This is a genomic window from Alcanivorax limicola (genome assembly GCF_019931215.1).
In the GTDB taxonomy this organism is placed as follows: Bacteria; Pseudomonadota; Gammaproteobacteria; order Pseudomonadales; family Alcanivoracaceae; genus Isoalcanivorax; species Isoalcanivorax limicola.
The window spans coordinates 444,582-466,847 of record NZ_JAIOUB010000004.1 but is presented as its reverse complement, the minus strand read 5'-3'; the positions used below and the strand labels follow the sequence as shown (position 1 = coordinate 466,847).

The 22,266-nt window shown below is 63.7% G+C and carries 25 protein-coding genes; 13 read left to right on the top strand and 12 right to left on the bottom strand.

What is annotated here, in order from left to right; genetic code table 11:
- Window positions 1-83: 83 nt before the first annotated feature.
- Window positions 84-1,985 (top strand): biosynthetic arginine decarboxylase, encoded by a 1,902-nt coding sequence (speA, locus tag K8B33_RS14945; protein WP_223427951.1) that lies wholly within the window; start codon window positions 84-86, stop codon window positions 1,983-1,985.
- A 19-nt stretch (window positions 1,986-2,004) separates the two neighbouring features.
- On the opposite strand, the gene K8B33_RS14940 is transcribed toward speA, so the two are convergent.
- Window positions 2,005-2,547 (bottom strand): hypothetical protein, encoded by a 543-nt coding sequence (locus tag K8B33_RS14940; RefSeq protein ID WP_223427940.1) that lies wholly within the window; start codon window positions 2,545-2,547, stop codon window positions 2,005-2,007.
- Window positions 2,548-2,796: 249 nt separating this feature from the next.
- Between K8B33_RS14940 and K8B33_RS14935 the strand changes: the two genes are divergently transcribed.
- On the top strand, window positions 2,797-3,330 hold the full coding sequence (locus tag K8B33_RS14935) for a hypothetical protein (protein ID WP_223427937.1): 534 nt from the start codon (window positions 2,797-2,799) through the stop codon (window positions 3,328-3,330).
- A gap of 62 nt (window positions 3,331-3,392) precedes the next feature.
- Here the strand turns inward: K8B33_RS14935 and K8B33_RS14930 are convergent, their stop codons facing one another.
- On the bottom strand, window positions 3,393-4,181 hold the full coding sequence (locus tag K8B33_RS14930) for a DUF523 domain-containing protein (protein WP_223427936.1): 789 nt from the start codon (window positions 4,179-4,181) through the stop codon (window positions 3,393-3,395).
- Here K8B33_RS14930 and K8B33_RS14925 point away from each other — a divergent pair.
- Window positions 4,180-5,178, top strand: coding sequence for a D-2-hydroxyacid dehydrogenase (locus K8B33_RS14925; RefSeq protein WP_223427935.1), 999 nt, complete (start codon window positions 4,180-4,182; stop codon window positions 5,176-5,178). The two genes, K8B33_RS14930 and K8B33_RS14925, sit on opposite strands and share 2 nt — an antisense overlap.
- Window positions 5,178-5,603, top strand: coding sequence for a secondary thiamine-phosphate synthase enzyme YjbQ (locus K8B33_RS14920; protein WP_263284686.1), 426 nt, complete (start codon window positions 5,178-5,180; stop codon window positions 5,601-5,603). Before K8B33_RS14925 ends, K8B33_RS14920 begins: the two co-directional genes overlap by 1 nt.
- Before the next feature lie 5 nt (window positions 5,604-5,608).
- On the opposite strand, the gene K8B33_RS14915 is transcribed toward K8B33_RS14920, so the two are convergent.
- From K8B33_RS14915 to K8B33_RS14895, 5 genes are all read right to left on the bottom strand, one after another.
- Entirely contained in the window at window positions 5,609-6,301 is a 693-nt protein-coding gene (locus tag K8B33_RS14915; protein WP_223427923.1) for a DUF2057 domain-containing protein, read from the bottom strand.
- 124 nt (window positions 6,302-6,425) lie between these two features.
- The gene (locus K8B33_RS14910; RefSeq protein ID WP_223427922.1) at window positions 6,426-6,746 is read right to left on the bottom strand and encodes a BPTI/Kunitz domain-containing protein; all 321 of its coding nucleotides are present in this window, start codon (window positions 6,744-6,746) and stop codon (window positions 6,426-6,428) included.
- Complete coding sequence (locus K8B33_RS14905; protein WP_223427921.1) at window positions 6,743-7,288, bottom strand: mechanosensitive ion channel domain-containing protein; 546 nt, start codon at window positions 7,286-7,288, stop codon at window positions 6,743-6,745. Before K8B33_RS14905 ends, K8B33_RS14910 begins: the two co-directional genes overlap by 4 nt.
- Window positions 7,289-7,304: 16 nt before the next feature.
- Window positions 7,305-7,949 carry an MBL fold metallo-hydrolase gene (locus tag K8B33_RS14900; protein WP_223427920.1) on the bottom strand — a complete coding sequence of 215 codons (645 nt, stop codon included), beginning with the start codon at window positions 7,947-7,949 and terminating at the stop codon, window positions 7,305-7,307.
- 225 nt (window positions 7,950-8,174) lie between these two features.
- Window positions 8,175-9,548 carry a cytochrome P450 gene (locus K8B33_RS14895; protein ID WP_223427919.1) on the bottom strand — a complete coding sequence of 458 codons (1,374 nt, stop codon included), beginning with the start codon at window positions 9,546-9,548 and terminating at the stop codon, window positions 8,175-8,177.
- Window positions 9,549-9,771: 223 nt separating this feature from the next.
- Between K8B33_RS14895 and moaB the strand changes: the two genes are divergently transcribed.
- The 3 genes from moaB (at window position 9,772) to K8B33_RS14880 (ending at window position 13,286) form a co-directional block, all read left to right on the top strand.
- On the top strand, window positions 9,772-10,317 hold the full coding sequence (gene moaB, locus K8B33_RS14890) for a molybdenum cofactor biosynthesis protein B (protein WP_223427913.1): 546 nt from the start codon (window positions 9,772-9,774) through the stop codon (window positions 10,315-10,317).
- A complete protein-coding gene (locus K8B33_RS14885) occupies window positions 10,314-11,510 on the top strand; it encodes a molybdopterin molybdotransferase MoeA (RefSeq protein ID WP_223427912.1) in 1,197 nt (398 codons plus the stop codon). Before moaB ends, K8B33_RS14885 begins: the two co-directional genes overlap by 4 nt.
- A 177-nt stretch (window positions 11,511-11,687) precedes the next feature.
- A complete protein-coding gene (locus K8B33_RS14880; protein WP_223427910.1) occupies window positions 11,688-13,286 on the top strand; it encodes an isocitrate lyase in 1,599 nt (532 codons plus the stop codon).
- 65 nt (window positions 13,287-13,351) lie between these two features.
- Here K8B33_RS14880 and K8B33_RS14875 read toward each other — a convergent pair whose 3' ends face one another.
- Window positions 13,352-13,684 (bottom strand): DUF2834 domain-containing protein, encoded by a 333-nt coding sequence (locus tag K8B33_RS14875; protein WP_223427907.1) that lies wholly within the window; start codon window positions 13,682-13,684, stop codon window positions 13,352-13,354.
- A gap of 68 nt (window positions 13,685-13,752) precedes the next feature.
- Here K8B33_RS14875 and K8B33_RS14870 point away from each other — a divergent pair, with 68 nt between their 5' ends.
- Entirely contained in the window at window positions 13,753-14,541 is a 789-nt protein-coding gene (locus K8B33_RS14870) for an SDR family oxidoreductase (RefSeq protein WP_223427904.1), read from the top strand.
- Here the strand turns inward: K8B33_RS14870 and K8B33_RS14865 are convergent, their stop codons facing one another.
- On the bottom strand, window positions 14,542-15,105 hold the full coding sequence (locus K8B33_RS14865) for a gamma-glutamylcyclotransferase (protein WP_223427902.1): 564 nt from the start codon (window positions 15,103-15,105) through the stop codon (window positions 14,542-14,544).
- A gap of 126 nt (window positions 15,106-15,231) precedes the next feature.
- On the opposite strand from K8B33_RS14865, the gene cobU reads away from it, so the two are divergent.
- Window positions 15,232-15,753, top strand: coding sequence for a bifunctional adenosylcobinamide kinase/adenosylcobinamide-phosphate guanylyltransferase (gene cobU, locus K8B33_RS14860; RefSeq protein WP_223427899.1), 522 nt, complete (start codon window positions 15,232-15,234; stop codon window positions 15,751-15,753).
- Between the two features lie 30 nt (window positions 15,754-15,783).
- On the opposite strand, the gene K8B33_RS14855 is transcribed toward cobU, so the two are convergent.
- Both K8B33_RS14855 and K8B33_RS14850 read right to left on the bottom strand, forming a co-directional pair.
- On the bottom strand, window positions 15,784-16,554 hold the full coding sequence (locus tag K8B33_RS14855) for an adenosylcobinamide-GDP ribazoletransferase (protein ID WP_223427897.1): 771 nt from the start codon (window positions 16,552-16,554) through the stop codon (window positions 15,784-15,786).
- The gene (locus K8B33_RS14850) at window positions 16,554-17,189 is read right to left on the bottom strand and encodes a histidine phosphatase family protein (RefSeq protein WP_223427895.1); all 636 of its coding nucleotides are present in this window, start codon (window positions 17,187-17,189) and stop codon (window positions 16,554-16,556) included. The genes K8B33_RS14855 and K8B33_RS14850 overlap by 1 nt, the downstream gene beginning before the upstream one ends.
- Window positions 17,190-17,381: 192 nt before the next feature.
- On the opposite strand from K8B33_RS14850, the gene K8B33_RS14845 reads away from it, so the two are divergent.
- Both K8B33_RS14845 and K8B33_RS14840 read left to right on the top strand, forming a co-directional pair.
- Entirely contained in the window at window positions 17,382-18,548 is a 1,167-nt protein-coding gene (locus tag K8B33_RS14845; RefSeq protein WP_223427893.1) for a helix-turn-helix domain-containing protein, read from the top strand.
- A 159-nt stretch (window positions 18,549-18,707) separates the two neighbouring features.
- Complete coding sequence (locus tag K8B33_RS14840) at window positions 18,708-18,854, top strand: hypothetical protein (RefSeq protein ID WP_223427889.1); 147 nt, start codon at window positions 18,708-18,710, stop codon at window positions 18,852-18,854.
- 92 nt (window positions 18,855-18,946) lie between these two features.
- On the opposite strand, the gene cobT is transcribed toward K8B33_RS14840, so the two are convergent.
- Window positions 18,947-20,023: a nicotinate-nucleotide--dimethylbenzimidazole phosphoribosyltransferase gene (cobT, locus tag K8B33_RS14835; RefSeq protein WP_223427886.1), complete on the bottom strand. Its 1,077-nt coding sequence runs from the start codon at window positions 20,021-20,023 to the stop codon at window positions 18,947-18,949.
- A 196-nt stretch (window positions 20,024-20,219) separates the two neighbouring features.
- On the opposite strand from cobT, the gene cbiB reads away from it, so the two are divergent.
- Together cbiB and cobD are read left to right on the top strand one after the other, a co-directional pair.
- On the top strand, window positions 20,220-21,164 hold the full coding sequence (cbiB, locus tag K8B33_RS14830) for an adenosylcobinamide-phosphate synthase CbiB (protein ID WP_317846240.1): 945 nt from the start codon (window positions 20,220-20,222) through the stop codon (window positions 21,162-21,164).
- Window positions 21,161-22,261: a threonine-phosphate decarboxylase CobD gene (gene cobD, locus K8B33_RS14825; RefSeq protein WP_223427883.1), complete on the top strand. Its 1,101-nt coding sequence runs from the start codon at window positions 21,161-21,163 to the stop codon at window positions 22,259-22,261. The genes cbiB and cobD overlap by 4 nt, the downstream gene beginning before the upstream one ends.
- The last annotated feature ends 5 nt before the right edge of the window (window positions 22,262-22,266 follow it).

Below are 22,266 nucleotides of genomic sequence, written 5' to 3'. Positions count from 1 at the left end.
CTGCAATAATGCGCTGCATATACTGTACCGCGCCTGGTCGCGTCGTACCTGCACTGCACCCGATTGCACACAAGAGAGCCACCATGAGCAGTAACTGGACCACCGATGACGCCCTGCGAATCTACAATGTGGAGCGCTGGGGGGAAGGTTATTTTGATGTGGATGCCGCGGGCAAGGTTCGGGTGCGCCCCGATGGCGATGCGGGCGGCGCAGCGCGCCTGGAAGACGTGCTGGCCGCCTGCCGCGAGGCCGGGCTGCGTTCGCCGGTGCTGGTGCGCTTTGACGGCATTCTGCGGCACCGGGTCCGCATGTTGTCGGCGGCGTTCCGGCATGCCATCAGTGAGCAGGGGTACGCCGGCCGTTATACGCCGGTGTTCCCGATCAAGGTCAATCAACAGCGCCGTGTGGTGGAAGAGATTGTCGGCGCCCGCGAGGCGCATGCGCCGGTGGGGCTGGAAGCCGGCTCCAAGCCGGAGCTGCTGGCGGTGCTGGCGCTGTCCGGCAGCGGCGCGGGCGGCGATGCCAACACCATCGTCTGTAACGGCTACAAGGACCGCGAATACATCCGCCTGGCGTTGACCGGCGAGAAGCTCGGCCATCGTGTCTATATCGTGGTGGAGAAGCTGTCCGAACTGGCACTGATCCTGGAAGAGGCGCGGGCGCTGGACGTGGTGCCGCGCATCGGCCTGCGGGTGCGGCTGATGTCCATCAGCAAGGGCAACTGGCAAAACACCGGTGGCGAGAAATCCAAGTTCGGTCTGTCAGCCTCGCAGCTGGTGAAGGCGGTGGAGATCTGCCGTGAGGCCGGTAGCCTCGACAGCCTGCGCATGCTGCATTTTCACCTGGGGTCCCAGGTGGCGAATATTCAGGACATCAAGGCCGGCATGCGCGAAGCCGCGCGCTACTATCAAGAGCTGCGGGCATTGGGTGCGCCGGTGGACACCATGGATGTGGGTGGCGGTCTGGGTGTGGATTATGAAGGCACCCGCTCCCGCTCGCTGTGCTCTATGAACTACGGCATTGCCGATTATGCCTGGCACATCGTGCAGACCCTGCGCGAAACCTGTGTGCGTGCCGATCTGCCGGAACCGGCCATCATCAGTGAGTCGGGCCGTGCATTGACCGCCCATCATGCGGTGCTTCTCGTCAACGTGATTGATCGTGAGCAGCTGCGCGTGCAGCAGGTGGCGGCGCCGGAGACGGGCTCGCCGGTCGAGCTGACCTTGCTATGGGATCTGTACCAGTTGCTATCGGGCCCCCGGCCGCATTTGCTCGAGGCATATCAGGAAGTCCTGGGTGCATGGCAGGACGCCCATCAGCGCTATCTGGCCGGTGAGGTGTCGTTGCCCCAGCGCGCCGTGGCGGAAAAGCTGTACATCAATTGTCTGCTGACCCTGCGTCGTCAGCTGGACCCGATGCGCAAACATCAGCGCGCATTGCTGGATGAGTTGAATGCCATTCTGGCGGACAAACTGTTTCTGAATTTCTCCGTCTTCCAGTCTGTGCCGGACGTGTGGGGCATCAGCCAGGTTTTCCCGATCCTGCCGCTGACCGGGCTGGATCAACCGCCCACGGTGCGTGCGGTGCTGCAGGATATTACCTGTGATTCCGATGGCCGTATCGATCAGTACGTGGACGGCGAAGGTCTGGAGACAACCTTGCCGTTGCCGGAAAATTACGGCGATGAGCTGGGCATTTTCATGGTGGGCGCCTACCAGGAAATTCTCGGTGACATGCACAACCTGTTTGGCGACACGGACTCCGTGGATGTGGATATCGATGCGCAGGGCGGTATTCACCTGGATGAAGCCATCCAGGGCGACACCGTCAGCTCGGTGCTGCGTTACGTCAATTACGACCCGGACAAACTGCTTGCCCTGCTGGGCGAGCAGTTTACCCGCATCCGCTTGCCCGAAGCAGAGCGGGACGCGTTACTGGCGGAGATACGCGACGGGTTGGCGGGTTACACCTACCTCGAGCCCTGATTGCGGTAAAGTCGGGCCCTTAGCGGCGGCCGTGTTCAGCGCCCAGATCCACGTCCGGTAGCGGCGGCGCGGTGGATTCCGTGTCGCGGATGTCGGTGTCCGGATGCCGTTGGCGGACAAAGGCACGCAGGGCGTCGATCTGGTCGTGACTGGCATCCACCATCATCAGCACGTTGCCCTGTTTGATGGCGGCCTCACTGGCCTCGATCTCTTCATCTGGCACGCTTGCGCCCAGCATGGCGGACGCCCAGGCACCGAACCCGGTCCCTGCGAGTGCAATACCCAGCACGGCCGCGCCGCCCAGCGCGACGCCGGCGGTGGGTATTGCCATCGCCGTCAGACCGGCCAGCAGACCTGCGGAGCCGCCAAGGGCGGCGCCCCGTTTCAATGCCGGGCCCAGGTCGGACTTCTCCAGAGTGTCAGCCTCGGGCAGATCACCCAGAGGCATGTCGTGTCGCGCCACCAGGTGCATCTGTTCTTCTTTGATCCCTTGTTGACGGAAATCCTTGACCAGATTTGCAGCGGCGGTCACATCCGGCAGTAAAAAATAGATTCGGCGCATCAGTTGGCTCCTGTCTGGCGTAAGAGACGTCTGTGGCGAATAACGTCTGTATTCGCATCAGGCATACTCCAGTCCTGCCGTTGCCGACATCCGAATGCAACCCGGGACGCGCGTGCCGCGCACGTATTTTACGCTGTTATACAGAAGTACAACCGTTATAGAGAGAGTCGGGTCTGGAATGGGCCAATAATCGCGAGCATGATGTGAACTGTTTATGTTGATCGTCAATGACGAACAGGGAGATAAATGATGAAAAAGCATGCAGTGAGAAATTTTCTGGCCAGCTCCGCGATTGCGTTTTCCGTCGGGGTGATGCCCGCTGCGCAGGCGGATACTGCGGGTGTGTCAGCCGACGCGTCGGTAGAGGCGGATCTGAAAGCGACGGAACGTGATGTCCGCCAGCAACGAGATGCCCGACGCAGTGAGGCAGCGGCAGCGCGTGACGACGCCCGTGAACGTGGCGAGTCTGCAGCGGAAGACGCGCGCGAAACAGGTGATGCCGCAGCACAGCGTGGCCGTGAAACCCGTGACGAAGCACGAGAGCAGGGCCAGCAGCGCGCCGCAGAGGCACGCGAGCACGGCCAGGCCCAGCGTGACGCTGCGGCAGAGCGTGCGGCAGAGCGTTCTGAAGGCGCGCGTGCCGGCGCGGCGGTCGAGGCCGACGCGGCTGGCGCCAGCGCTGATGCTGACGTTGATGCTCAGGCAGGTGGCCGTGGCGAAGGTCGTGGCGAAGGCCGCGGGGAAGAACAGTCCGAGCGTCCCTGGTATCGTTTCTGGAACTGAACGCAGTTGTGATCTATTGCCCCGGCCCGCCTTCGGCTGCCGGGGTTTTTCACCTTCGTGACTTACTTTTTCGTGACTTGCTTTTCCAGTTGCTGCAGCAGGCGAGCCCGAATGTCGGTTGACGGCAATGTCATGATGCGTGCTCGCATATCCCGGCACCAGGCTACATTCTTACCGTCATTGCCCCAGCGACGCTGTTCGCGATAAAGAAAGACGCGCAGCACAAACACTTCGATATCCACGGCCCGGACGAGCTGCTCTTCGTGCACCATCGGCATGTCAGGGCAATGCGTTTTCAGGCGCGCGGCAAAACCGCCATGGGTGATGCCAATCTGTTGGCCGTTTGTATTCAACAGTGGTGTATTGCCGGGCCCGCAACTGGGTGAGCGGGCTTTCAGAATCATGCCATCGGGCGGCGGGGTTTTGTCAGTGCGGGCGTTTTGCTGGCAAACATCATCGGCACAGGCATGCAGCGCATCAGTGATATCGGCCACCAGGCCGTCACGGTTGCGTATCTGTTGGCCCGTCTCCGTGGCAATGATGTCCACCGGTGGCCGGGGCACCGGCAAACCGATGGCGACTTCAGGGCAGTATTCGGTGAACTGCAGCCAGCGCGGCAGCACGTCCGCCACCGTGCCATGGCGTTTCGCTTCGCCGTTGTAGCGCACCAGTCTGCCCAGCAAGCAGGCACTGACACCCACGCGTGGTTTATCATCACGGAGCACCGGGAGGTCGAGCATCGCCAGCCAGCGATCAAGCCGACTGTCGGCGGCGCCGGATGGCGACGCGACGGCTTCCGGTCCTGTTGATGACGTTGATGTTGATGTGGATGGAGAAGTGGGGTCGGACATGCGTGGTGTTTTCCTGGACACGGCAACCCTGGCAACACATGCCGGGGCGGCGGATGAACTGGATTTTTCCGGGCTGCGCGATGCGCTGACCGGTGCTGATGACAGCTTGCCCGAGTGGCGCTTTCACGACCAGACCACGGCTGCGCAAACAGCAGAGCGTATCGTGGATGCGGACGTGGTGGTGACCAACAAGGTGGTGCTGGATGCCGCGCTGATTGCCGGCGCGCCGCGCCTGAAGCTGATCTGCGTGAGCGCCACCGGCACCAACAATGTGGACAGCGAGGCCGCCGCTGCGCGCGGTATTCCCGTGCGTAACGTGCCCGATTATGCTGGCGCCAGCCTGGCCCAGCACACCCTGGCGCTGATGCTGGGGCTGGCCACCCGCTGGCACGATTACCATGCGGATGTGCGTGCCGGTGACTGGAGCCGCTCGCCCACCTTCTGTCTGATGCACCGCCCGGTCGTGGAGCTGGCGGGCAAGACGCTGGGCATTGTCGGTTATGGCAGCCTGGGCCAGGCGGTGGCGCGGCTGGCCGAAGCGTTCGGTATGCGGGTCAAGGTGGCCGCGAGTCTGCGCCCCGGCGCTGACTCGGATGCAGACACGGGGCGCGTGCCGCTGCGGACGTTGCTGCCAGACGTGGATGTGCTGTCGCTGCATTGTCCGCTCACCGAGGACACCCGCCACCTGATTGGCGCCAGCCAGCTGGCGGCCATGAAGCCGACCGCCTTTCTCATCAACACGGCACGCGGCGCACTGATTGACGAGCCGGCCCTGGCCGACGCCCTGCGTCGCGGCGAGATCGCCGGGGCCGCACTGGATGTGCTGGGGCAAGAGCCACCGCCCGCGGATCATGTGCTGCTGGCGCCGGATATCCCCAACCTGATCATCACCCCGCACAACGCCTGGATCAGCCGCGAATGCCGCCAGCGCCTGCTGGACGGTGTGGCGAATAATGTCCGCGACTGGGTGTGCGCCAGTTCGGCAGCAGAGGAGTGATGCCTGTGTGGCAGCAACAAGAGATCGTGCTGAGGCCTCAGCCAAGAGGATTTCATCTGGTGACGGGTGAGGTGTATGCCGCCTTGCCTGCGCTGGCGGAGGTCAGGGTGGGGTTGCTGCATCTGTTTATCCAGCATACCTCGGCGTCACTGGCGATCAACGAGAACGCAGACCCGGATGTGCGGGGCGACCTGGAGCGGCACTTCAATGTGATGGTGCCGGAACGGGCGCCGCACTACGTCCATACGCTGGAAGGCCCGGACGACATGCCGGCCCATATCAAGAGCGTGCTGATCGGGCCGGATCTGATGATTCCGGTCAAGGCGGGGCGCCTGCAACTGGGCACCTGGCAGGGCATCTATCTGTGCGAGCACCGCGATCACGGTGGCGCCCGCACTCTGGTGGCAACGCTTCAGGGGCAGTAGCTAACCTACTCCGCGACCCAGCGCAGGAAGGCGCGGCGCTCTTCGGGGTTGGCCTGTGACCACCAGACTTTCAGCATATCCAGCGTTTCGACATCGTCGTTTTGCGGTGATGTGTCGCGGGCAGCTTGTGCCGGTGCTACGGTCTCGGCGGCCGGTTCTGCGGCGCCGGAGGTGAGGTTGCTGATCAGTCCCGGCCGCGCCATGCCGCTGGCGCGCGTTGCCGTGCGCTGCCCGGTGGCCCGGTTCTCGCTCCAGCCGCTGAAATCCCGGGCCAGCGTTTCCGCCTCGCGCATGTTGCCCGGCGTGGCATAGGTCAGGGTAAAGGCCTCGCCTGCCTTGCCGGTGATATCGTAGACCACCGGTTCAGAGCGCAACACCACATGGCTGCTGGTGGAATCCGGATACCAGATCTCTTTATAGAAGGCGACGATCTGGTAATTCCCGGGCGTCAGATGCAGGTCCTTGTAGCCGCTGGAGAAGAGGGTGTTGACGCCGGCCGGGCGCTGGCCGTTGATGTTGAGGATTTCCAGCGTTTCCGGCACCCGTACTACGGTGATGTCGCTTTCGGCCCGCTCCGGGCCGTCGTACAGCTGGATGACCGGACTGCTGGCGCAAGCCGCCAGCGTCAGCAGGGTGACCAGCAACGCCAGCGAAGGCAACATCGCGCCATGTCTTGCCTTGTGCAATCTCTGTTTCATCGCCAGCTCCTGTTCTTGATGATTCCGTCGTTCAGAATATGTCTCATGCCTGTTATATGAAAAAAATATGATAGCAGCATGACAGTCGGCAGCATGGCAGTCAGTAGCTCCTGGAAGCACAGCCTCAGAAAGACAGGCCCTGCTTCACGGGTGCCACCGGCCCGTCTTCGGACGCGGGCGCCTGACAGGCATCCTGACAGCTCTCCATGGTGTCGAACGGCACATTGCCGCCACAGCCGCCCCAGATAAAGCTGCGGCACTCACCTTTTTCTGCGTCATGGTAGTAGCGGGTAAAGGCCGCGCGGCACATGCCGGCTTCCGGCTTTTCGCTGCAGCTTGCCGGCAGGGCGGTTTGCGCCATCGGTGTGCTGGTGCAGGCGCCCAGCATTACAGCGGCGGCCAGCGCCGTCAGCAGGCCAGCGGTACGCGCGGCGCGCCGTGTCATCGAACGTGTTTCTTGTCGCATGGGAGTTCCTTGTCAGGAGCCAGTTGGATAACGGTGCGCTGAAACACCATGTTGTTGGGGATGCTGTAAAGATTGCCGTCACCATCGGCCAGGGTCAGTGTCATCAAACCCATGTGGCGGATTTCGCCGGTAACGGTGTTGTCACCGTCGAGCATGCGGATGCGATCACCCACGCGAAACGGTGCGCTGAAGAACAGAATCAGCGCGGCAGTGGTATTGCTGAGCAGTGACCAGGCCGCAAACAGGGCAATGCCGACCAGCGCGAACACGGAAGAGGCGAACACCATGAAGCCCTGCCCGGAGAAGCCCCAGATGGCGCTCAGCGCGAAGGCGAGCAGAATCAGTGTGGTCACATTGATCAACACCGACACCTGAAAAACGCGCGACGGCGCATAGCCGTGACCCTGGCCCAGGCGGCGCACCAGCCTGCGTAGCAGCGCAGACAACACCATCATGCTGATGATGACGCTGGCGCTGATCAGCAGCCGCAGCAGTGTCTGGTCGATATCGCTGATATTCATTCGGTACCGAAGCTCCTCAGCCGTACCGGCTGTCACTGACAAACGGGTTGGTGCGTCGTTCCTGGCCCAGGGTCGACATCGGGCCATGACCGGGGATGAACGCGATATCGTCACCCAGCGGAAACAGCTTGCCGCGAATGGCGTTGACCAGGTCATCCATATTGCCACGGGGAAAATCGGTGCGCCCGATGGACCCGGCAAACAGGACGTCGCCAACGATCGCCAGTTGCGCCTCCGGCGAGAAGAACACCACATGGCCGGGCGTATGGCCCGGGCAATGGAGCACCTGCAGTGCCGTGTCGCCGACCTTGACGGTGTCGCCATCCTCCAGCCAGCGATCCGGCGTGAAGGCGCCGGCAGGCGCGAAGCCGAACATCTGCGCCTGCTGCGGCAGCATGTCGATCCAGAACTGGTCTTCCCGGTGCGGGCCCTCGATGGGCAGATGCAGGCGCTGTGCCAGCTCGGCGACGGCACCGGCGTGATCAATGTGGCCGTGGGTCAGCAGGATCTTCTCCGGTTCCCCACCGGACTCCTCAATGGCGGCCAGAATGCGTTCGATATCCCCACCGGGATCGCAAATGGCCAGCTTGTTGCTGCTTTCACACAACAGCAGCGAGCAGTTCTGCTCGAACGGGGTGACCGGGAGGATGGCGTACTTCATGGGGTATGACCGTGCCTGATTCTCGAAGCCGCAGAGTATATCAGGCGCGGTGCGGGTACTCAGCTCTCTGGGGCTGTTTTACAAATTTGGGGGTGGGGCAGGGTTGAGGCAGCTTGGGAGACGGTGCGCTTCGCTGTGCTCAGCACACCCTACGGGTGCCTCCTGCTTTCGTAGGGTGTGCTGAGCACAGCGAATCGGACTGGCGCACCAGCGCACCATGACCTCTCAACGCGGCGTAATCGACACCGGCAAACCATCCTTCGGCACCGCCAGCGGCACCAGCTGATGCGGCATCACGTAGCCGGGTTTGATGCTGACCCGGTACTGCCGCAGGAAGTGGAACAGGAAGGTCTTGGTCTGCAACTCGGCAAAATTCAGGCCGATGCACTTGTGGTGACCGCCGCCGAAAGGCACCCACTGGAAGAAGTGCTTCTTGTCTTCGGCGCGTTCTGGAGAGAAGCGATCCGGGTCAAAGGTATACGGATTGCTCCAGTACTCTTCCATGTAATGGGTGTGCAGCGGTACGACGCTGACCAGGGTGTTTTTCGGAATGCGGTAGCCCTGCCATTCCACATCTTCCACCGTGCGGCGCGGCATGGTGGGCAGCGGCGGGAACATGCGCAGGGCTTCCTTGAACACGCGGGTGGTCAGGGTCAGCTTTTCCAGGTCGTCGTATTCCAGCTCGTCTTTGCCCAGCGACTCGAATTCCTCCACCAGACGGTCCTGCCACTCGGGATAACGGGCCAGCGTAAAGACGATGGAACTGAGGGTGCTGGTGGTGGTGTCGTGGGCAGCGAACAGCAGGAAGATCATGTGGTTCATGACATCCCGGTCGGTCAGCTGCGTATCGGTTTCTTCGTCGGCAGCGCGGCACAGTTCCGAGAAAAAGTCGATGTCGTCGCCCGCACGTTTGCCGGGGATCAGGTCCATCATGAACTGTTCCAGGAAGCGCCGGCCTTTCATGCCGCGATGCCAGACCGTGCCCGGAATCGGCAGGCGCATCACGGCCAGTGACGCATCGACTGAGGCAACAAAAGCTTCATTCACTTTCTGTGCTTCCGGTCCCATTTGCAGGCCCAGGAAGATGCCCGCGCCCACATCCAGCAGCAGGGATTTTACGTGGTCAAAGAACAGGAATTCCCTGTTCTGCGGCCATTGGGCAATACCTTCGGCGATATGCGGATTCATGCGCGTCATGTAGCCGGACAGGGCTTTTTTCTTGAACGCCTGCTGCAACATACGGCGGTGATATTTGTGATCGGCGAAGTCGCGCAGCATCAGGCCGTCGGTGAACAGTTTTTCCAGCAGCGGATTCCAGGCCGCGCGGCTGGAGAACACATGCGCGGTATCCCGCAGCACGAACTCGTTGGCCTCCGGGCCGAGCACGGTGACACCGCGCTGGAAGAACGAACTGCCCCGGAAGATCAGGCCGTGCTCTTTGGCCATGCGATTGATCAGGCCATGAAAGTCACGCAGGAATTCGAAGGTCTGGCCCAGCAGTGGCATGCCGTAGTCGCCGGGAATATGGTCCAGCTTGCGCTGTGGCATGCGCGGCAGTTTGGCGGCATCGGCCTGGGCGGTGTGCATTGAAGAAGTCATGCGCGTCTCTCCGGAGAACAGTCAACGGCTGCCGGGAGGCCCGGGCCGAAAGGTATACAATGAATGTACTTTAGCCTTCACGGAAAGCCAGTGCTTGCGCTGAAGTGTCAAAACGCCGTGTTCATGCCTGTTTCCGGCGGCGAGGCCGGATAACCGCCGCCGGAATGCGGTACCATTCGGGCCTCGAGCTTCCCCCTGAAATCTGACAGGAGAACACGTTCCCATGGGCCAGGCTGCTGCTGCATTCGTACCCCTTGATATTGCCGTGCTGACGGTCAGCGACACCCGCACCGAGGCCAATGACACCTCCGGTGATCTGCTGGTGGCGCGCCTGAGCGAGGCAGGGCATCGGCTGGCGGCCCGTGCGCTGGTGCGCGACGACGTGCATCAATTGCGGGCGGTGGTGTCCGGCTGGATCGTGGACACCGGCGTGCAGGTCATTGTCGTCACCGGCGGCACCGGGTTTTCCGGGCGGGATGTCACCCCGGAGGCGCTGGCGCCGCTGTTCGACAAACCCATAGAAGGCTTTGGCGAGCTGTTCCGGCATCTGTCCCTGGCCGAGATTGGCACGTCCACCGTGCAATCCCGCGCCCTGGGCGGGGTGGCCAATCACACCGCCATCTTCTGTCTGCCGGGCTCCACCAACGCCTGCGCCACCGGCTGGGACGGCATTCTGGCCGAGCAGCTCGACAGCCGACATCGGCCCTGCAATTTCGTCGGTCTGGTCAGCCGCAAGCGTGCCGGGGGCAGCGGGAGCGCCGCGCCATGATGTCCGTGGACGCCGCGCTGGCGCGACTGCTGGCTGCCGTGCCTGCGCCGCCCGCCGTGCAAACCGTGCCGTTGGGCGAGAGCCTGCATCATGTCTTGGCAGAGACGGTGTTCAGCGCGGTCACGGTGCCGCCATCGGATAACAGTGCGGTGGATGGTTATGCGCTGCGCTATGCGGATCTGGCGACGCACCCGGAAGGCCTGCCGGTCAGCCAGCGTATTCCGGCGGGCGCGATGCCGTTGCCCCTCGCGCCCGGTTCCGCGGCGCGCATCTTTACCGGCGCCAGCGTCCCGGAGGGCGCGGATACCGTGGTGATGCAGGAGCAGTGCACGGTGCAGGACGATGCAGAAACCGTGCTGCCGACGGAGGCCCGGCAAGGCAGCAATATTCGCCGGCAAGGGCAGGATATCGATGCGGGCGCCGAGGTGGTGGCCGCTGGCACGCGGCTGACGGCGCGGCATATCGGGCTGCTCGCTTCGGTCGGGCTGGCGCAGGTCCGGGTGTTCCGGCCGTTGCGCGTGGCGGTGCTGAGCACCGGTGATGAACTGGCGGAGCCTGGCGAGGCGCTGGCGCCGGGGCAGATATACAACAGCAATCGCTTTTTATTGTGTGCCTTGCTCCGCGAAGCCGGTTTCGTGCCGGTGGATATGGGCCGGGTGGCAGATCGGCGCGCGGACACGGAGGCCGCGCTGGCGCGGGCGGCGGCCGAGGCTGACCTGGTCCTGACCACCGGCGGTGTGTCCGTGGGCGAAGAAGATCATGTGCGTGGTGCCGTGCTGGCCCAGGGGGCGCTGGATCTGTGGCGCATCGCCATCAAGCCCGGTAAGCCCTTTGCGTTTGGTCGGGTGGGCGAGGTGCCCTTTATGGGCCTGCCGGGCAACCCCAGCGCGGTACTGGTGACCTTTATGGTGCTGGTGTTGCCCTGGTTGCGGCGCGCCCAGTGTCTGGCGGGTGATCCGCATTGGCCGGTCACCTGGCTGCCCGCGGGCTTCAGTGTGGACAAGCCGGGGCGACGGCAGGAGTACCTGCGCGTGCAGGTCGCCGGGCCAGCGGGCGCGCAACAGCTGGTGCCCCACGACAACCAGAGTTCCGGCATGCTCAGCTCGGCCTGCTGGGCGCACGGGCTGGCGGTGGTGCCCGCAGAGACCTCTGTGGCGGTGGGTGACCGGCTGGCTTTTTTGCGATTCGAATGATCGATGCGGTCTGACTGGGGGTTAACTGGCTGTTTTTATACGTTATTCATGCGGTGAATGCTGAGTATACGAAATATCGATTTCATTTATGGCTTGGCCAGGGCTTAGAATGCGCAGCCTGGGTGGCCCAGCGCTGAGTGGCCACAGTTTCCAATGCCAACCGTAAAGGATCGGACCATGTCATACACCAAGGACATCGAAGCCGTCGCATCTGTGGTCAAGAGCAACAAGACCTGGAGCGCGATCAACCCTGAGTCTGCCGTCCGCATGCGTCTGCAGAACCGTTTCAACACGCATCTGGACATCGCCAAGTACAACGCGAAGATCATGCGCGACGACATGGCTGCCTACGACAAGGACTCTTCTCAGTACACCCAGTCCCTGGGTTGCTGGCATGGTTTCATCGGGCAGCAGAAGCTGATCTCCATCAAGAAGCACTTCGGCAGCACCAAGCGTCGTTACCTGTACCTGTCCGGCTGGATGGTTGCCGCACTGCGCTCTGAGTTCGGCCCGCTGCCGGATCAGTCCATGCACGAGAAGACCACCGTTGCTGACCTGATTCGCGAGCTGTACACCTTCCTCAAGCAAGCCGATGCCTGGGAACTGAACCACCTGTTCCGTAGCCTGGACGAAGCACGTGCCAAGGGCGACAGCAAGGCAGAAGCCGAGCTGGTCAGCAAGATCGACAACTTCGAAACTCACGTTGTGCCGATCATCGCCGACATCGACGCTGGCTTTGGTAACGCGGAAGCGACCTACCTGATGGCCAAGCAGATGATCGAAGCGGGTGCCTGCTGCATCCAGATCGAAAACCAGGTGTCTGACGAGAAGCAGTGTGGCCACCAGGACGGTAAAGTGACCGTTCCTCACGCTGACTTCCTGGCCAAGATCAACGCGGTACGTTACGCGTTCCTGGAGCTGGGTATCGACGACGGCGTGATTGTTGCCCGTACCGACTCCCTGGGTGCTGGCCTGACCAAGCAAATCGCAGTAACCAACGAGCCGGGCGACCTGGGCGACCAGTACAACAGCTTCCTGGACGGCGACTACATCACCAGCGCTGACGAAATCCAGAACGGCGACGTGGTCATCAAGTCCCAGGGCAAACTGCTCAAGCCGAAGCGTCTGGCCTCTGGCCTGTTCTGCTTCAAGGAAGGCAGCGGCATTGACCGTGTTGTGCTGGACTGTATCACCAGCCTGCAGAACGGCGCTGACCTGCTGTGGATCGAAACCGAGAAGCCCCACGTCGGCCAGATCGCAGAAATGGTCAACCGTATCCGCGAAGTGGTGCCGGACGCCAAGCTGGTTTACAACAACAGCCCGTCCTTCAACTGGACCCTGAACTTCCGTCAGCAGGTGTTCGATGCATGGCAGGCTGAAGGCAAAGACGTTTCCGCCTACGACCGCGCCAAGCTGATGAGCGCTGACTACGACAGCTCCGAGCTGGCCCAGCTGGCTGACGAGTGGACCCGTAACTTCCAGCGTGACGCGGCCCGTGAAGCAGGTATCTTCCACCACCTGATCACACTGCCGACGTACCACACTGCGGCACTGTCCACCGACAACCTGGCCAAAGGCTACTTCGGCGACGAAGGCATGCTGGCTTACGTTGCTGGCGTTCAGCGGAAAGAAATCCGTCAGGGCATCGCTACCGTGAAGCACCAGGACATGGCCGGTTCCAACATCGGTGATGACCACAAAGAGTACTTCGCTGGCGAAGCAGCACTGAAAGCAGGCGGCAAAGACAACACCATGGGTCAGTTCGAGAACGTCTGATCTCGACAACCTGATGTGTTGAATGAAGAAGGCGGGCGCAAGCCCGCCTTTTTTATGTCTTTTTTTCAGCCGCGGGTTGCCGACAATTGCCGGTTGCGCACGACGAGATACAACGGAAAGCCTACGGCAACCCCGGGCACCAGCCCCGTCAGCAGGCAAATCCAGCCGTGGCGAATACCGTGCCGCTGCCGTTCATAAACCACCCAGATCAGCAGCACGAACCAGCAGAGAATGACATCCGTTGAATACCCCGCTGCAAAGGGGTTCACGAAGCCCGCCAGAATAGCGCCGACAATATCACCGCTTTCCAGCAACGCCGGCACAATGGTCACGGCAAAAAATACGGTGAACACGGCGGCCACCAGAATCAGTAGTCCCTCGAAGATCCGATCGGTCATTGTGTTATTCCTTTGTGGGCTGCAACCTTGCTGGCATTCCGGTAAACCACAGCAAGCAGGAGAAGCTCATGGTGGATCTGTTTTCCATCCACGGCAAGATTGCCCTGGTCACGGGCGGCACCAGCGGCATTGGCTACATGATTGCCGAGGGGCTGGTGAAACATGGCGCCACCGTTTATGTGGCATCGCGCAAGGCCGAGGCCTGCGCCGAGACCGCGAAAGCCCTGTCGGCCCATGGCACCTGCATCGGCATCCCGGCTGATCTGTCCACCGAAGCCGGCTGCCAGGCGCTGGTGGAGGCATTGAAGGCCCGGGAAGAAAAACTCCATGTGCTGGTGAACAACGCGGGCGTGACCTGGGGGGCCTCCTTCGAGGACTACCCCGGTGATGCCTGGGACAAGATCCAGAACCTGAATGTGAAAGCCGCATTCGTCATGACGCAGCGATGCACGCCCCTGCTGGCCGCCGCAGGCAGTGCCGATGATCCGGCGCGGGTCATCAATGTGACCTCCATCGCCGGGCAAACTACCGCCAGCATGCAGGCCTATGCCTACGGGCCCAGCAAGGCGGCACTGAATCATCTGACCCGTATTCTGGCCAATGAACTGGCCGCCCGGCACATCACGGTCAACGCCATTGCCCCGGGTGTTTTCCCCAGCAAGATGACCCGTTTCATCATGCAGGACGACACCATGGCGAGCGCCCAGGCGGCGCAGGTGCCGCTTCAGCGCCTGGGCGAGCCGCGGGATATGGAAGGGCTGGCAGTATTCCTGGCCTCACCGGCGGCGGCCTATATCACCGGCAATGTCATCGCGCTGGATGGGGGTACAGCGGTAAAACCCGCGCCGTTCATTTGATCATCTGAGAAAGCGCTCGATGGCGAAGATGTGGGGATCATCGGCGTTCAGTTCGCGCAGCGCGTCTGCCAGGCTCAGCAGATAATCGCGATTGGGGCCGCTGGGGCCTTCGGCCCCGGCGATATGGCGGGCGATGTCTTCCTCGGCGGCCGGGCCGAGAAAGGCGGCGTTGTCCTCGGTGGCGATATAGACCAGCCCTTCCTCCTGATCGGGTGCGCGATCGTCGGTAAAGGTCAGCGGTGTGCTGAAACGCAGGTAGCCGTTCTTTTCGCGCATATCCAGATGGTCGAACACCGCCGGCGTAATCCGGTAGGCCATGCCGACGCAGCAGGCGCCGGGCTCGCGAATCAGCGTGGCGACGCGGCCGGGCGCCTCAGGCGTGCCGCGATGATCGTGGGAGCCCTGCCAGAAGCGCCGTGACCAGTCGCGAATAAAGGCCGGGCGCGCATCGGTGACCGGGAAATCCACCTTGAAGATCAGCGAGCCATAGCCGAACAGCCACAACTGATCGCGGTCATTGAAGTGGCCGCGCTGGCGGTTGATGTCAACGGTATTCAAGGGCATGCAGCGGTTACCGGGTCGGGCTGTCGGGGAAGGCTTTTTACATTAGCTCGACACGTGGGCGGCGGCAAATCCGATACCATAGGGCTGATACATCAGAGGTGTCGACAGAGCAGGAAGACAACACGTATGCAAAAAACGCTGATTCTCGGAGGCATACGCAGTGGCAAGAGTGCGCGTGCCGAGGCGCTGGTCCGGCCCCATCCGAAAGTGGCCTATGTCGCCACGGCGACAGCGGGCGATGAGGAAATGGCGGCGCGCATTGATCGCCACCGCGCCCGCCGTCCGGCTCGCTGGCAACTGATCGAGGCACCGCTGTCGCTAGGTATGGTGCTGCGCGAGGCGGCCATGATGCCCGAGCCCCCCTGCCTGTTGGTGGACTGCATGAGCCTGTGGGTAAGCAACCTGCTGCACGCAGGCGAAGCGATCTTCGGGCGCGAGCGTGATGCGTTTTTGCAGGCGCTGACGGTTTATCCGGCGCCGGTGGTCATCGTCAGCAATGAAACGGGCCTGGGCACGATCGGTATGGACCCGCTCACGCGTCGCTTCTGTGATGAGCTGGGTTGGCTGAACCAGGCGCTGGCGGCGCGCTGCCAGAGCGTGGAGCTGGTCATGGCGGGGCTGTCGTTGCCGCTCAAACGACCTGTCTGATACGGGCTGTCTGATACGGGCTGTCTGGGCTCAGCCGCGGCCCAGCCACAGGGCCGCGCCAAGCAATACCAGCGTTTCCGTGATTTCCACCAGTGCGCCGGCGGTATCGCCGGTAAAGCCGCCCAGCTTCTGTTGCATCTGCCGACGTGCCAGCAGGAAGACCACCAGGGTGATGCCCAGCATCAAGGCGCCCACCCACCCGCCCAGCAGCACGGTGGCCAACGCCGCCAGCGCCAGCATCAGGCTGACCCGTTGGCGCGGCAGGGTGGCTGCGGCATCCTGCCCGAGACCGCCAGCGCGCACATAGGGCAAGCTCAGAAACAGTGCCGCGCAGGCGCTGCGCCCGAGGATCGGTGCCAATAGCAGGGGCATGAGTACCAGCGTAGTGGTGAGTTCAGTAGCGAGCGTCAGCAGCGTGGCCAGCGCCGCGCAGCGTCCCAGCAATACCAGCAACAACGCACACACGCCCGCCGGACCACAGGCCGGGTCCTTCATGATGCGCAAGGTGCGCTCCCGATCACCCTGACCGCCCAGCCAGGCATCCGCACTGTCCGCCAGACCATCGAGATGCAGTGCGCCGGTGAGGACGACCTGCACGGTGACCAGGACGATGGCAACCGGCCAGACTGGCAAGCCGCTGTGCACGGCCAGCCACGCAAGCCCCATCAATACCCCTCCCAACAGTGCGCCCACGAACGGATAGGCGGCGACGGCGCGCCCGTGGTCCGCTGCCGTCACGGGTGTCGTCAGGCGCACCGGAATACGGGTCAGCAGGGCGAGGGCCAGGCGCAGGGATTGCATCACAGCGCCTCCGCCAGGCCATGGCTGGTCAGGCTGACCAGGCGACCGTGGGGCGTCAGGTCCATGCGGACCCGCGTGCGGCAGGCGAATGGCACCTGGAAGCCGGCCATGGCCCGCGCCGGCGACAGGCCCAGCACCTCCGCCAGGATCATGCGAATGACACCGCCATGGGCGACGATCAACAGGTGCTCGCCGGGCGGTGTGTCAAGCAGGGCATGCCAGGCGCTGGCCACGCGCTGATGGAACAGGCTGACGGGCTCGCCGCCGGGCGGCGGGTGGCGTTCGGCGTCGGCCCAGAAGGCGGCGAGGCGATCGCCATCCCGCGCCTCGACCTGCTCGGGGGTCAGGCCCTCCCAGTCTCCGAAGCTGATTTCGCACAGGCCGGATTCCACGGTCAGTGGCAGGCCGCGCGCGTCGGCGAGCTCCCGGGCGAAGGCCTGGCAGCGTTGCAGGGGCGAACTGACCACATGCTGCCAGCTGCTGATGCCCGCTGTGGCGCGCCGCATCTGGGCCCAGCCGGTCTCACTCAAGGGGTCGTCACGGCGGCCGCGGTACATGACACCGCCCTCGGGCTCGCCGTGGCGCAACAGATCAATGAGACAGGTGGTGGTCTCGGTCATGGGGTGCTTGCTCATGGGCTAAATGTCACGGCAAAGAGGCCGCTGGCGAATACGAGGCACGAAGGTAGTGGCGGCAGGCGCAAAGGGCAAGCGTGGCGCGCTGCCGAATAAAGGATGACCCTGAGAGGCGCAAATTGACAAAGTGTGACACGGTTCACACAACGACCTGTCTCACGGTAAGATCAAGCGGTACGGGGGGTACAGGTCATGTCGAATAATCATCACAGTACGGCGTCCCTGGGGTTGCCGTTTGATTCACTGGATACGGCGTCGTTACCCGCAGAGGAGGGGCACGCCCTCTGGCGCGATAGCCTGTCCCCCTTGTTCCACGCTCGCGCTGCGGACGAGCCTCGAGGCCGATTCAATGCGCGGATCGACACCTATGATTTACAGCAACTGATGCTGGCCGAAAGCCGGTTTCCCGCCAGCCATTATGAACGCGGCCTGCGTCACAGTACGGCCGACGGCGCGGAGCCGCTGCTCGTGCAGTTGTACATGACCGGCGGATACCGTGGTACCAACGGCCATCGGCAGATGCTGGTGCAGCCCGGGGACATCGGCTTGCTGGACATGGCCGACGCCATGGCAACCCGTGCAGATGATTCGCGGGTGTTGTCTCTGGTCATCCCGCGAGAGCAGGTGCGGGAGGCGGGCGCGCTCCCCCGGGGTGCGGTGTTGCGCGCCGGGTCGCCGCTGGCGTCGATACTGGGCAATCATCTGCAGACGGTGTGGCGGCAGTTGGCGTTGACGGGACCGGAGGCGCTGTCCTGCATTAATGAAACGCTGATTGCCACGACGGTTGCGGCGTTTCGGGGGCTGCATCAGGACCTGGAGCAGGTGCTCCCGAATTTGCCGGAGCAGGCCCGGCTCAACGCGGTGTGTGCCTATATCCTGCAACGCCTGGGTCAGGATGATCTGACACCCGAACATCTGTGTCAGCGTTTTGGTTTTTCACGGGCCGGGCTTTATCGGCTGTTCGCGCCGCTGGGTGGCGTGGCCGGCTTCATCCGTGAAGCGCGCCTGCGTCGTTGTTACGACGAGTTGGCACACGCGGGCGCACAAGACCTTCCGTCACGCGTGATCGATGTCGCCATGCGCTGGGGCTTTACCAGCCAGAGTCATTTTACCCGGTTGTTCCGTCGCAGGTTTGATGTACTGCCGGGGGAATTGTTGGCAAACCGAGAAGCGGCGCCATCGGTTGCGGCCCGCACTGACGAGGGGGCGGACAACGCGCACCCGGTGTTGCGTCAGTGGCTGGGCAGGATGTGTCGCGACTCCGTTGCCACAGAGGGCCTGAGACAAACAGGCCAGCAATCTGAGACGGATGGACAAGCTCCTCATGCGGGTGGGCCACAGAATGGCGCCTGCTCATGATGCGGTTCGCACATAGACGGTTTGCATAGAGAAAGAATCGCGGGTGGGCGCTTGAAGACTTTTGGGGTGGGTGCGGCGTAGGGGAAGCGTCGCACTGTCATGTTGCATGGACGGGCCGGTAAGGGAGTGCGGGTGCCCGGATTGCAAAGGGGGGAAACTATGCAGATATCACGTACGGGATGGTCTGCGATCGCTTATCGATTGCAAGTAACAGACTGGTTGGCGTTGCGTCTTTGGGCGTTCCGGGTCATCGGTGTCGGCGTGTTCTGCGGCGCCTTGGCAATCCTGATTGCCGACAAGCTCTGACCGGCAACGGCACAGCAGGCCCGCAACAGCCCTTCAAGTAAAACAGCCTCGCCGGCATGCATGACCTGTGCATGCCGGCTTTTTTTTGTCCGCTAGGTTTCCCGGGTTTTATCCACACCCGCCTGCTCGAAACTGGCCATTTCATTGTGCAGCGCACAAGCCGCGCGCAACAGTGGCACCGCCACGGCCGCGCCGCTGCCTTCGCCCAGACGCATGCCCAGATCGAGCAGTGGTTCGGCGTCGAGTGCCGCCAGCACATGGGCGTGGCCGGGCTCGCCGGAGCGGTGCGCGAAGTGCAGCCAGTCGCGCAGCGCCGGGGCATGGCGTACCGCAGCCAGTGCCGCCACGGAGACGATAAAGCCATCCACCAGCACCGGAATGCGGCGCGCCGCGCAACCGAGCATGGCACCACTGAGGGCGACGATCTCGAAGCCGCCGAGCGACGCCATGGCCGTCAGCGGGTCCTGCGCCAGCCGCGCATGCGTCGCCGCGTGCCGGTGTAACGCTTGCTCGACGATGCGGGTCTTGTGGGTCACGCCCGCTGCGTCGAGCCCGGTGCCCGGTCCGGTGAGCGCTCTGGCAGGCGCGTCGAGCAGGGCACAGGCCAGCGCGGCGGCGCTGGTCGTGTTGCCGATGCCCATCTCGCCACCGATGAACAGCTCGGCGCCGGCCGCTGCGGCACGTTCGGCGGCTGCGTCGCCCGCCATCAGTGCCTGATCGCGCTCGGCAGCGGTCATGGCGTCGGTGCGCGCCAGGTTGGCGGTTCCCGCAGCGATGCGTGCGTCGATGGCTTGCGGATGTCGCGCCGATACGGTCCCGGTATCGATGATCTCCAGGGTGGCGCCAAGCTGTCGCGCCAGAACGCTGATGGCGGCGCCCCCGGCCGCGAAATTGGCAATCATCTGGCCGGTGACTGTTTGCGGGAAGGCGGAGATGCCGTCTTCGCAGACGCCGTGATCGCCGGCAAACAGGGCAATGTGTACCCGATCCACAGCGGGTCTGTCCCGGTCTTGTTGGGCGGCGAGGGTGATGGCCAGTTGCTCCAGTCGACCCAGTGAGCCTGCGGGCTTGGTCAGCGAGGCCTGGCGGTCGCGGGCGCGCTCGGCGGCCGCTGATGTTGGCGCTGGCGGCGCCTGCAAAAAGCGTTGGGAAAATGAAGCAGTTGTCATCGCAGTTGGCTCCTTGGCACGACGGGACACAGCATACCGCGGCGGCGTCGATAGCCAGTGGCAGCCCGGTTCAACACGCATCGGCATGCTAGGGCGTTGCCCGGGGAAGTCAACCATTTCTACTGGCCAGTCGTGCGCACCTGTCGCACACTGTCGCTCCGTTTCGTGCCCCCGGTCCTGCCTGACGATGATGTCCTTGCTGACACACCTGAACCTCATGCTGCCTGCGCTGTTGCTCAGCGCGCTGCTGCTGGATGCCCTGCTGGGTGAGCCGCGGCGCTGGCACCCCCTGGTCGGTTTCGGGCGGCTTGCGGCGGCGCTCGAACAGCGCCTGAATCATGCGCCCGGGCGTATTCGCACCGGCGCGCTGGCGCTACTTGTGCTGGTGCTGCCCTGGGTTGTGCTGGCGTTGTTGCTGAGCCATGTGCTGGATGGTGTTGCCCTGTTTGTGGTGCAGGCACTGGGGCTGTGGTGGGCGCTGGGTTGGCGCAGCCTCGGCGAGCATGCACGGGCGGTGGCCGCACCGCTGGCCGCCGGAGACCTGGCGATGGCGCGGGAAAAAGTGGCCTGTCTGGTGAGTCGCGATGCTGCGCAACTGGACGCCCGGGGCGTGGCGGCAGCTACCACGGAGTCGGTGCTGGAGAACGGCGCAGATGCGGTGTTCGCCAGCCTGTTCTGGTTTCTGTTGGGGGGCCTGCCCGGCGTGGTCCTGCACCGGCTGGTCAATACCCTGGATGCCATGTGGGGCTATCGCACGCCACGCTATCTGCGTTTTGGTCGGGCGGCAGCACGGCTGGATGATCTGTTGAACTGGGTGCCGGCACGGCTGGTGGCGCTGACCTACGCGCTCTGCGGCAAGTGCCGCACGGCGTTGCGCTGCTGGCGGCAGCAGGCGGCGCGCTGGGAGAGCCCCAATGCCGGGCCGGTGATGGCGGCGGGTGCCGGTGCGCTGGGTGTGCAACTGGGGGGCGATGCCCCCTATCACGGGGGCTGGAAAACGCGGCCGGTGCTGGGCGAGGGCGCCCCGCCGGATGCTGACAGTATTCTCCGCGCGCTGCGGCTGGTTCGGCGTGGCGTGCTGGTATGGCTGCTGGTCGTGACGCTCGTGGCGTTGGGACTGGCGGAGGGATTGGCGCTATGACAGATGCTTTAACCGGTCCGGCAATCGACCAGACAATCGACCAGACAATCCATCAGGCAATCCATCAGACAGCCGAGCATGGCGGCCAACTGAATGCTGCCGTGCGGCGCTGGGGCATTGCCCGGGAAGACTGGCTGGATCTGTCGACGGGCATTACCCCCTGGCCCTGGCCGGTGCCGCCGTTACCGCCGGAAATCTGGCAGCGTTTACCGGAAGACGATGACGGGCTGGCCAGTCTGGCGGCGCGCTGGGCTGGCGCGCCGGCGACCGCCGGATGTGTGCCGGTGGCGGGCAGCCAGGGGGTGATTGCGGCGCTGCCTGGTTTGCGTCAGGGCTACCCGGCGGAGCAGGCATCGACCGCTGCCGCCCGCGTCGGCGTGATTACGCCGGGCTACAGTGAGCACCGCCATAGCTGGGCAGCGGCAGGATATGAGGTGGTGCCCTTGTCCTCGGTAGCGCAGGTGACAGCGATGCTGCCGCAACTGCAGGTGCTGGTATGGATCAACCCGAACAACCCGACCGGCGAGATCGTGCCCCGCCAGCAGCTGCTGCAATGGCACCGGGCGCTGGCGGCGCGGGGCGGCTGGTTGATCGTGGACGAAGCCTTTCTGGACGCGTCACCGGCGCAATCGCTGGCCCCGGATTGCGGACCTGACGGGCTGCTGGTGCTGCGTTCGCTGGGCAAGTTTTTCGGTCTGGCCGGGGCGCGCACCGGACTGGTGTGCGGGCCGCCGGCGCTGTGCGCCGCACTGTCGCAGCGGCTTGGGCTGTGGGCAGTGAGCGGCCCCGCTCGCTTTGCCATGCGCGCGGCCCTGGCCGATCAGGCCTGGCAGGCACAGGCCCGCACGCGTCTCGCCGCCGCCGCCCAGGCGCTCCAGGCGTTGCTGCGACGTCATGGCCTGACCCCGTCCGGGGCGTGTGATCTGTTCTGCTACTGCCCGCATCCGGACGCCTTGCGTCTCGCCGACGGGCTGGCACGGCACGGCATTCTGGTGCGCTGTTTTGCCGAGCCCCCGGCGCTGCGTTTTGCGTTGCCCGCCGACGCGGCGGCCATGGCGCGACTCGACGCGGCGCTTCAGTCTGAGGCAACGGTCTGAGGCAA

Bases quoted from the DNA above. Each gene is read 5' to 3' on its own strand.
- K8B33_RS14920 (WP_263284686.1), top strand. From the start codon at position 5,178: ATGCCTGTGTGGCAGCAACAAGAGATCGTGCTGAGGCCTCAGCCAAGA.
- K8B33_RS14875 (WP_223427907.1), bottom strand. From the start codon at position 13,684: ATGACCGATCGGATCTTCGAGGGACTACTGATTCTGGTGGCCGCCGTG.
- K8B33_RS14840 (WP_223427889.1), top strand. From the start codon at position 18,708: ATGCAGATATCACGTACGGGATGGTCTGCGATCGCTTATCGATTGCAA.
- K8B33_RS14855 (WP_223427897.1), bottom strand. From the start codon at position 16,554: ATGCAATCCCTGCGCCTGGCCCTCGCCCTGCTGACCCGTATTCCGGTG.
- K8B33_RS14935 (WP_223427937.1), top strand. From the start codon at position 2,797: ATGAAAAAGCATGCAGTGAGAAATTTTCTGGCCAGCTCCGCGATTGCG.
- K8B33_RS14850 (WP_223427895.1), bottom strand. From the start codon at position 17,189: ATGAGCAAGCACCCCATGACCGAGACCACCACCTGTCTCATTGATCTG.
- K8B33_RS14930 (WP_223427936.1), bottom strand. From the start codon at position 4,181: ATGTCCGACCCCACTTCTCCATCCACATCAACATCAACGTCATCAACA.
- cobU (WP_223427899.1), top strand. From the start codon at position 15,232: ATGCAAAAAACGCTGATTCTCGGAGGCATACGCAGTGGCAAGAGTGCG.
- K8B33_RS14910 (WP_223427922.1), bottom strand. From the start codon at position 6,746: ATGACACGGCGCGCCGCGCGTACCGCTGGCCTGCTGACGGCGCTGGCC.
- K8B33_RS14915 (WP_223427923.1), bottom strand. From the start codon at position 6,301: ATGAAACAGAGATTGCACAAGGCAAGACATGGCGCGATGTTGCCTTCG.
- K8B33_RS14845 (WP_223427893.1), top strand. From the start codon at position 17,382: ATGTCGAATAATCATCACAGTACGGCGTCCCTGGGGTTGCCGTTTGAT.
- K8B33_RS14925 (WP_223427935.1), top strand. From the start codon at position 4,180: ATGCGTGGTGTTTTCCTGGACACGGCAACCCTGGCAACACATGCCGGG.
- K8B33_RS14895 (WP_223427919.1), bottom strand. From the start codon at position 9,548: ATGACTTCTTCAATGCACACCGCCCAGGCCGATGCCGCCAAACTGCCG.
- K8B33_RS14905 (WP_223427921.1), bottom strand. From the start codon at position 7,288: ATGAATATCAGCGATATCGACCAGACACTGCTGCGGCTGCTGATCAGC.
- cobT (WP_223427886.1), bottom strand. From the start codon at position 20,023: ATGACAACTGCTTCATTTTCCCAACGCTTTTTGCAGGCGCCGCCAGCG.
- K8B33_RS14900 (WP_223427920.1), bottom strand. From the start codon at position 7,949: ATGAAGTACGCCATCCTCCCGGTCACCCCGTTCGAGCAGAACTGCTCG.
- cobD (WP_223427883.1), top strand. From the start codon at position 21,161: ATGACAGATGCTTTAACCGGTCCGGCAATCGACCAGACAATCGACCAG.
- speA (WP_223427951.1), top strand. From the start codon at position 84: ATGAGCAGTAACTGGACCACCGATGACGCCCTGCGAATCTACAATGTG.
- K8B33_RS14885 (WP_223427912.1), top strand. From the start codon at position 10,314: ATGATGTCCGTGGACGCCGCGCTGGCGCGACTGCTGGCTGCCGTGCCT.
- moaB (WP_223427913.1), top strand. From the start codon at position 9,772: ATGGGCCAGGCTGCTGCTGCATTCGTACCCCTTGATATTGCCGTGCTG.
- K8B33_RS14865 (WP_223427902.1), bottom strand. From the start codon at position 15,105: ATGCCCTTGAATACCGTTGACATCAACCGCCAGCGCGGCCACTTCAAT.
- K8B33_RS14940 (WP_223427940.1), bottom strand. From the start codon at position 2,547: ATGCGCCGAATCTATTTTTTACTGCCGGATGTGACCGCCGCTGCAAAT.
- K8B33_RS14870 (WP_223427904.1), top strand. From the start codon at position 13,753: ATGGTGGATCTGTTTTCCATCCACGGCAAGATTGCCCTGGTCACGGGC.
- K8B33_RS14880 (WP_223427910.1), top strand. From the start codon at position 11,688: ATGTCATACACCAAGGACATCGAAGCCGTCGCATCTGTGGTCAAGAGC.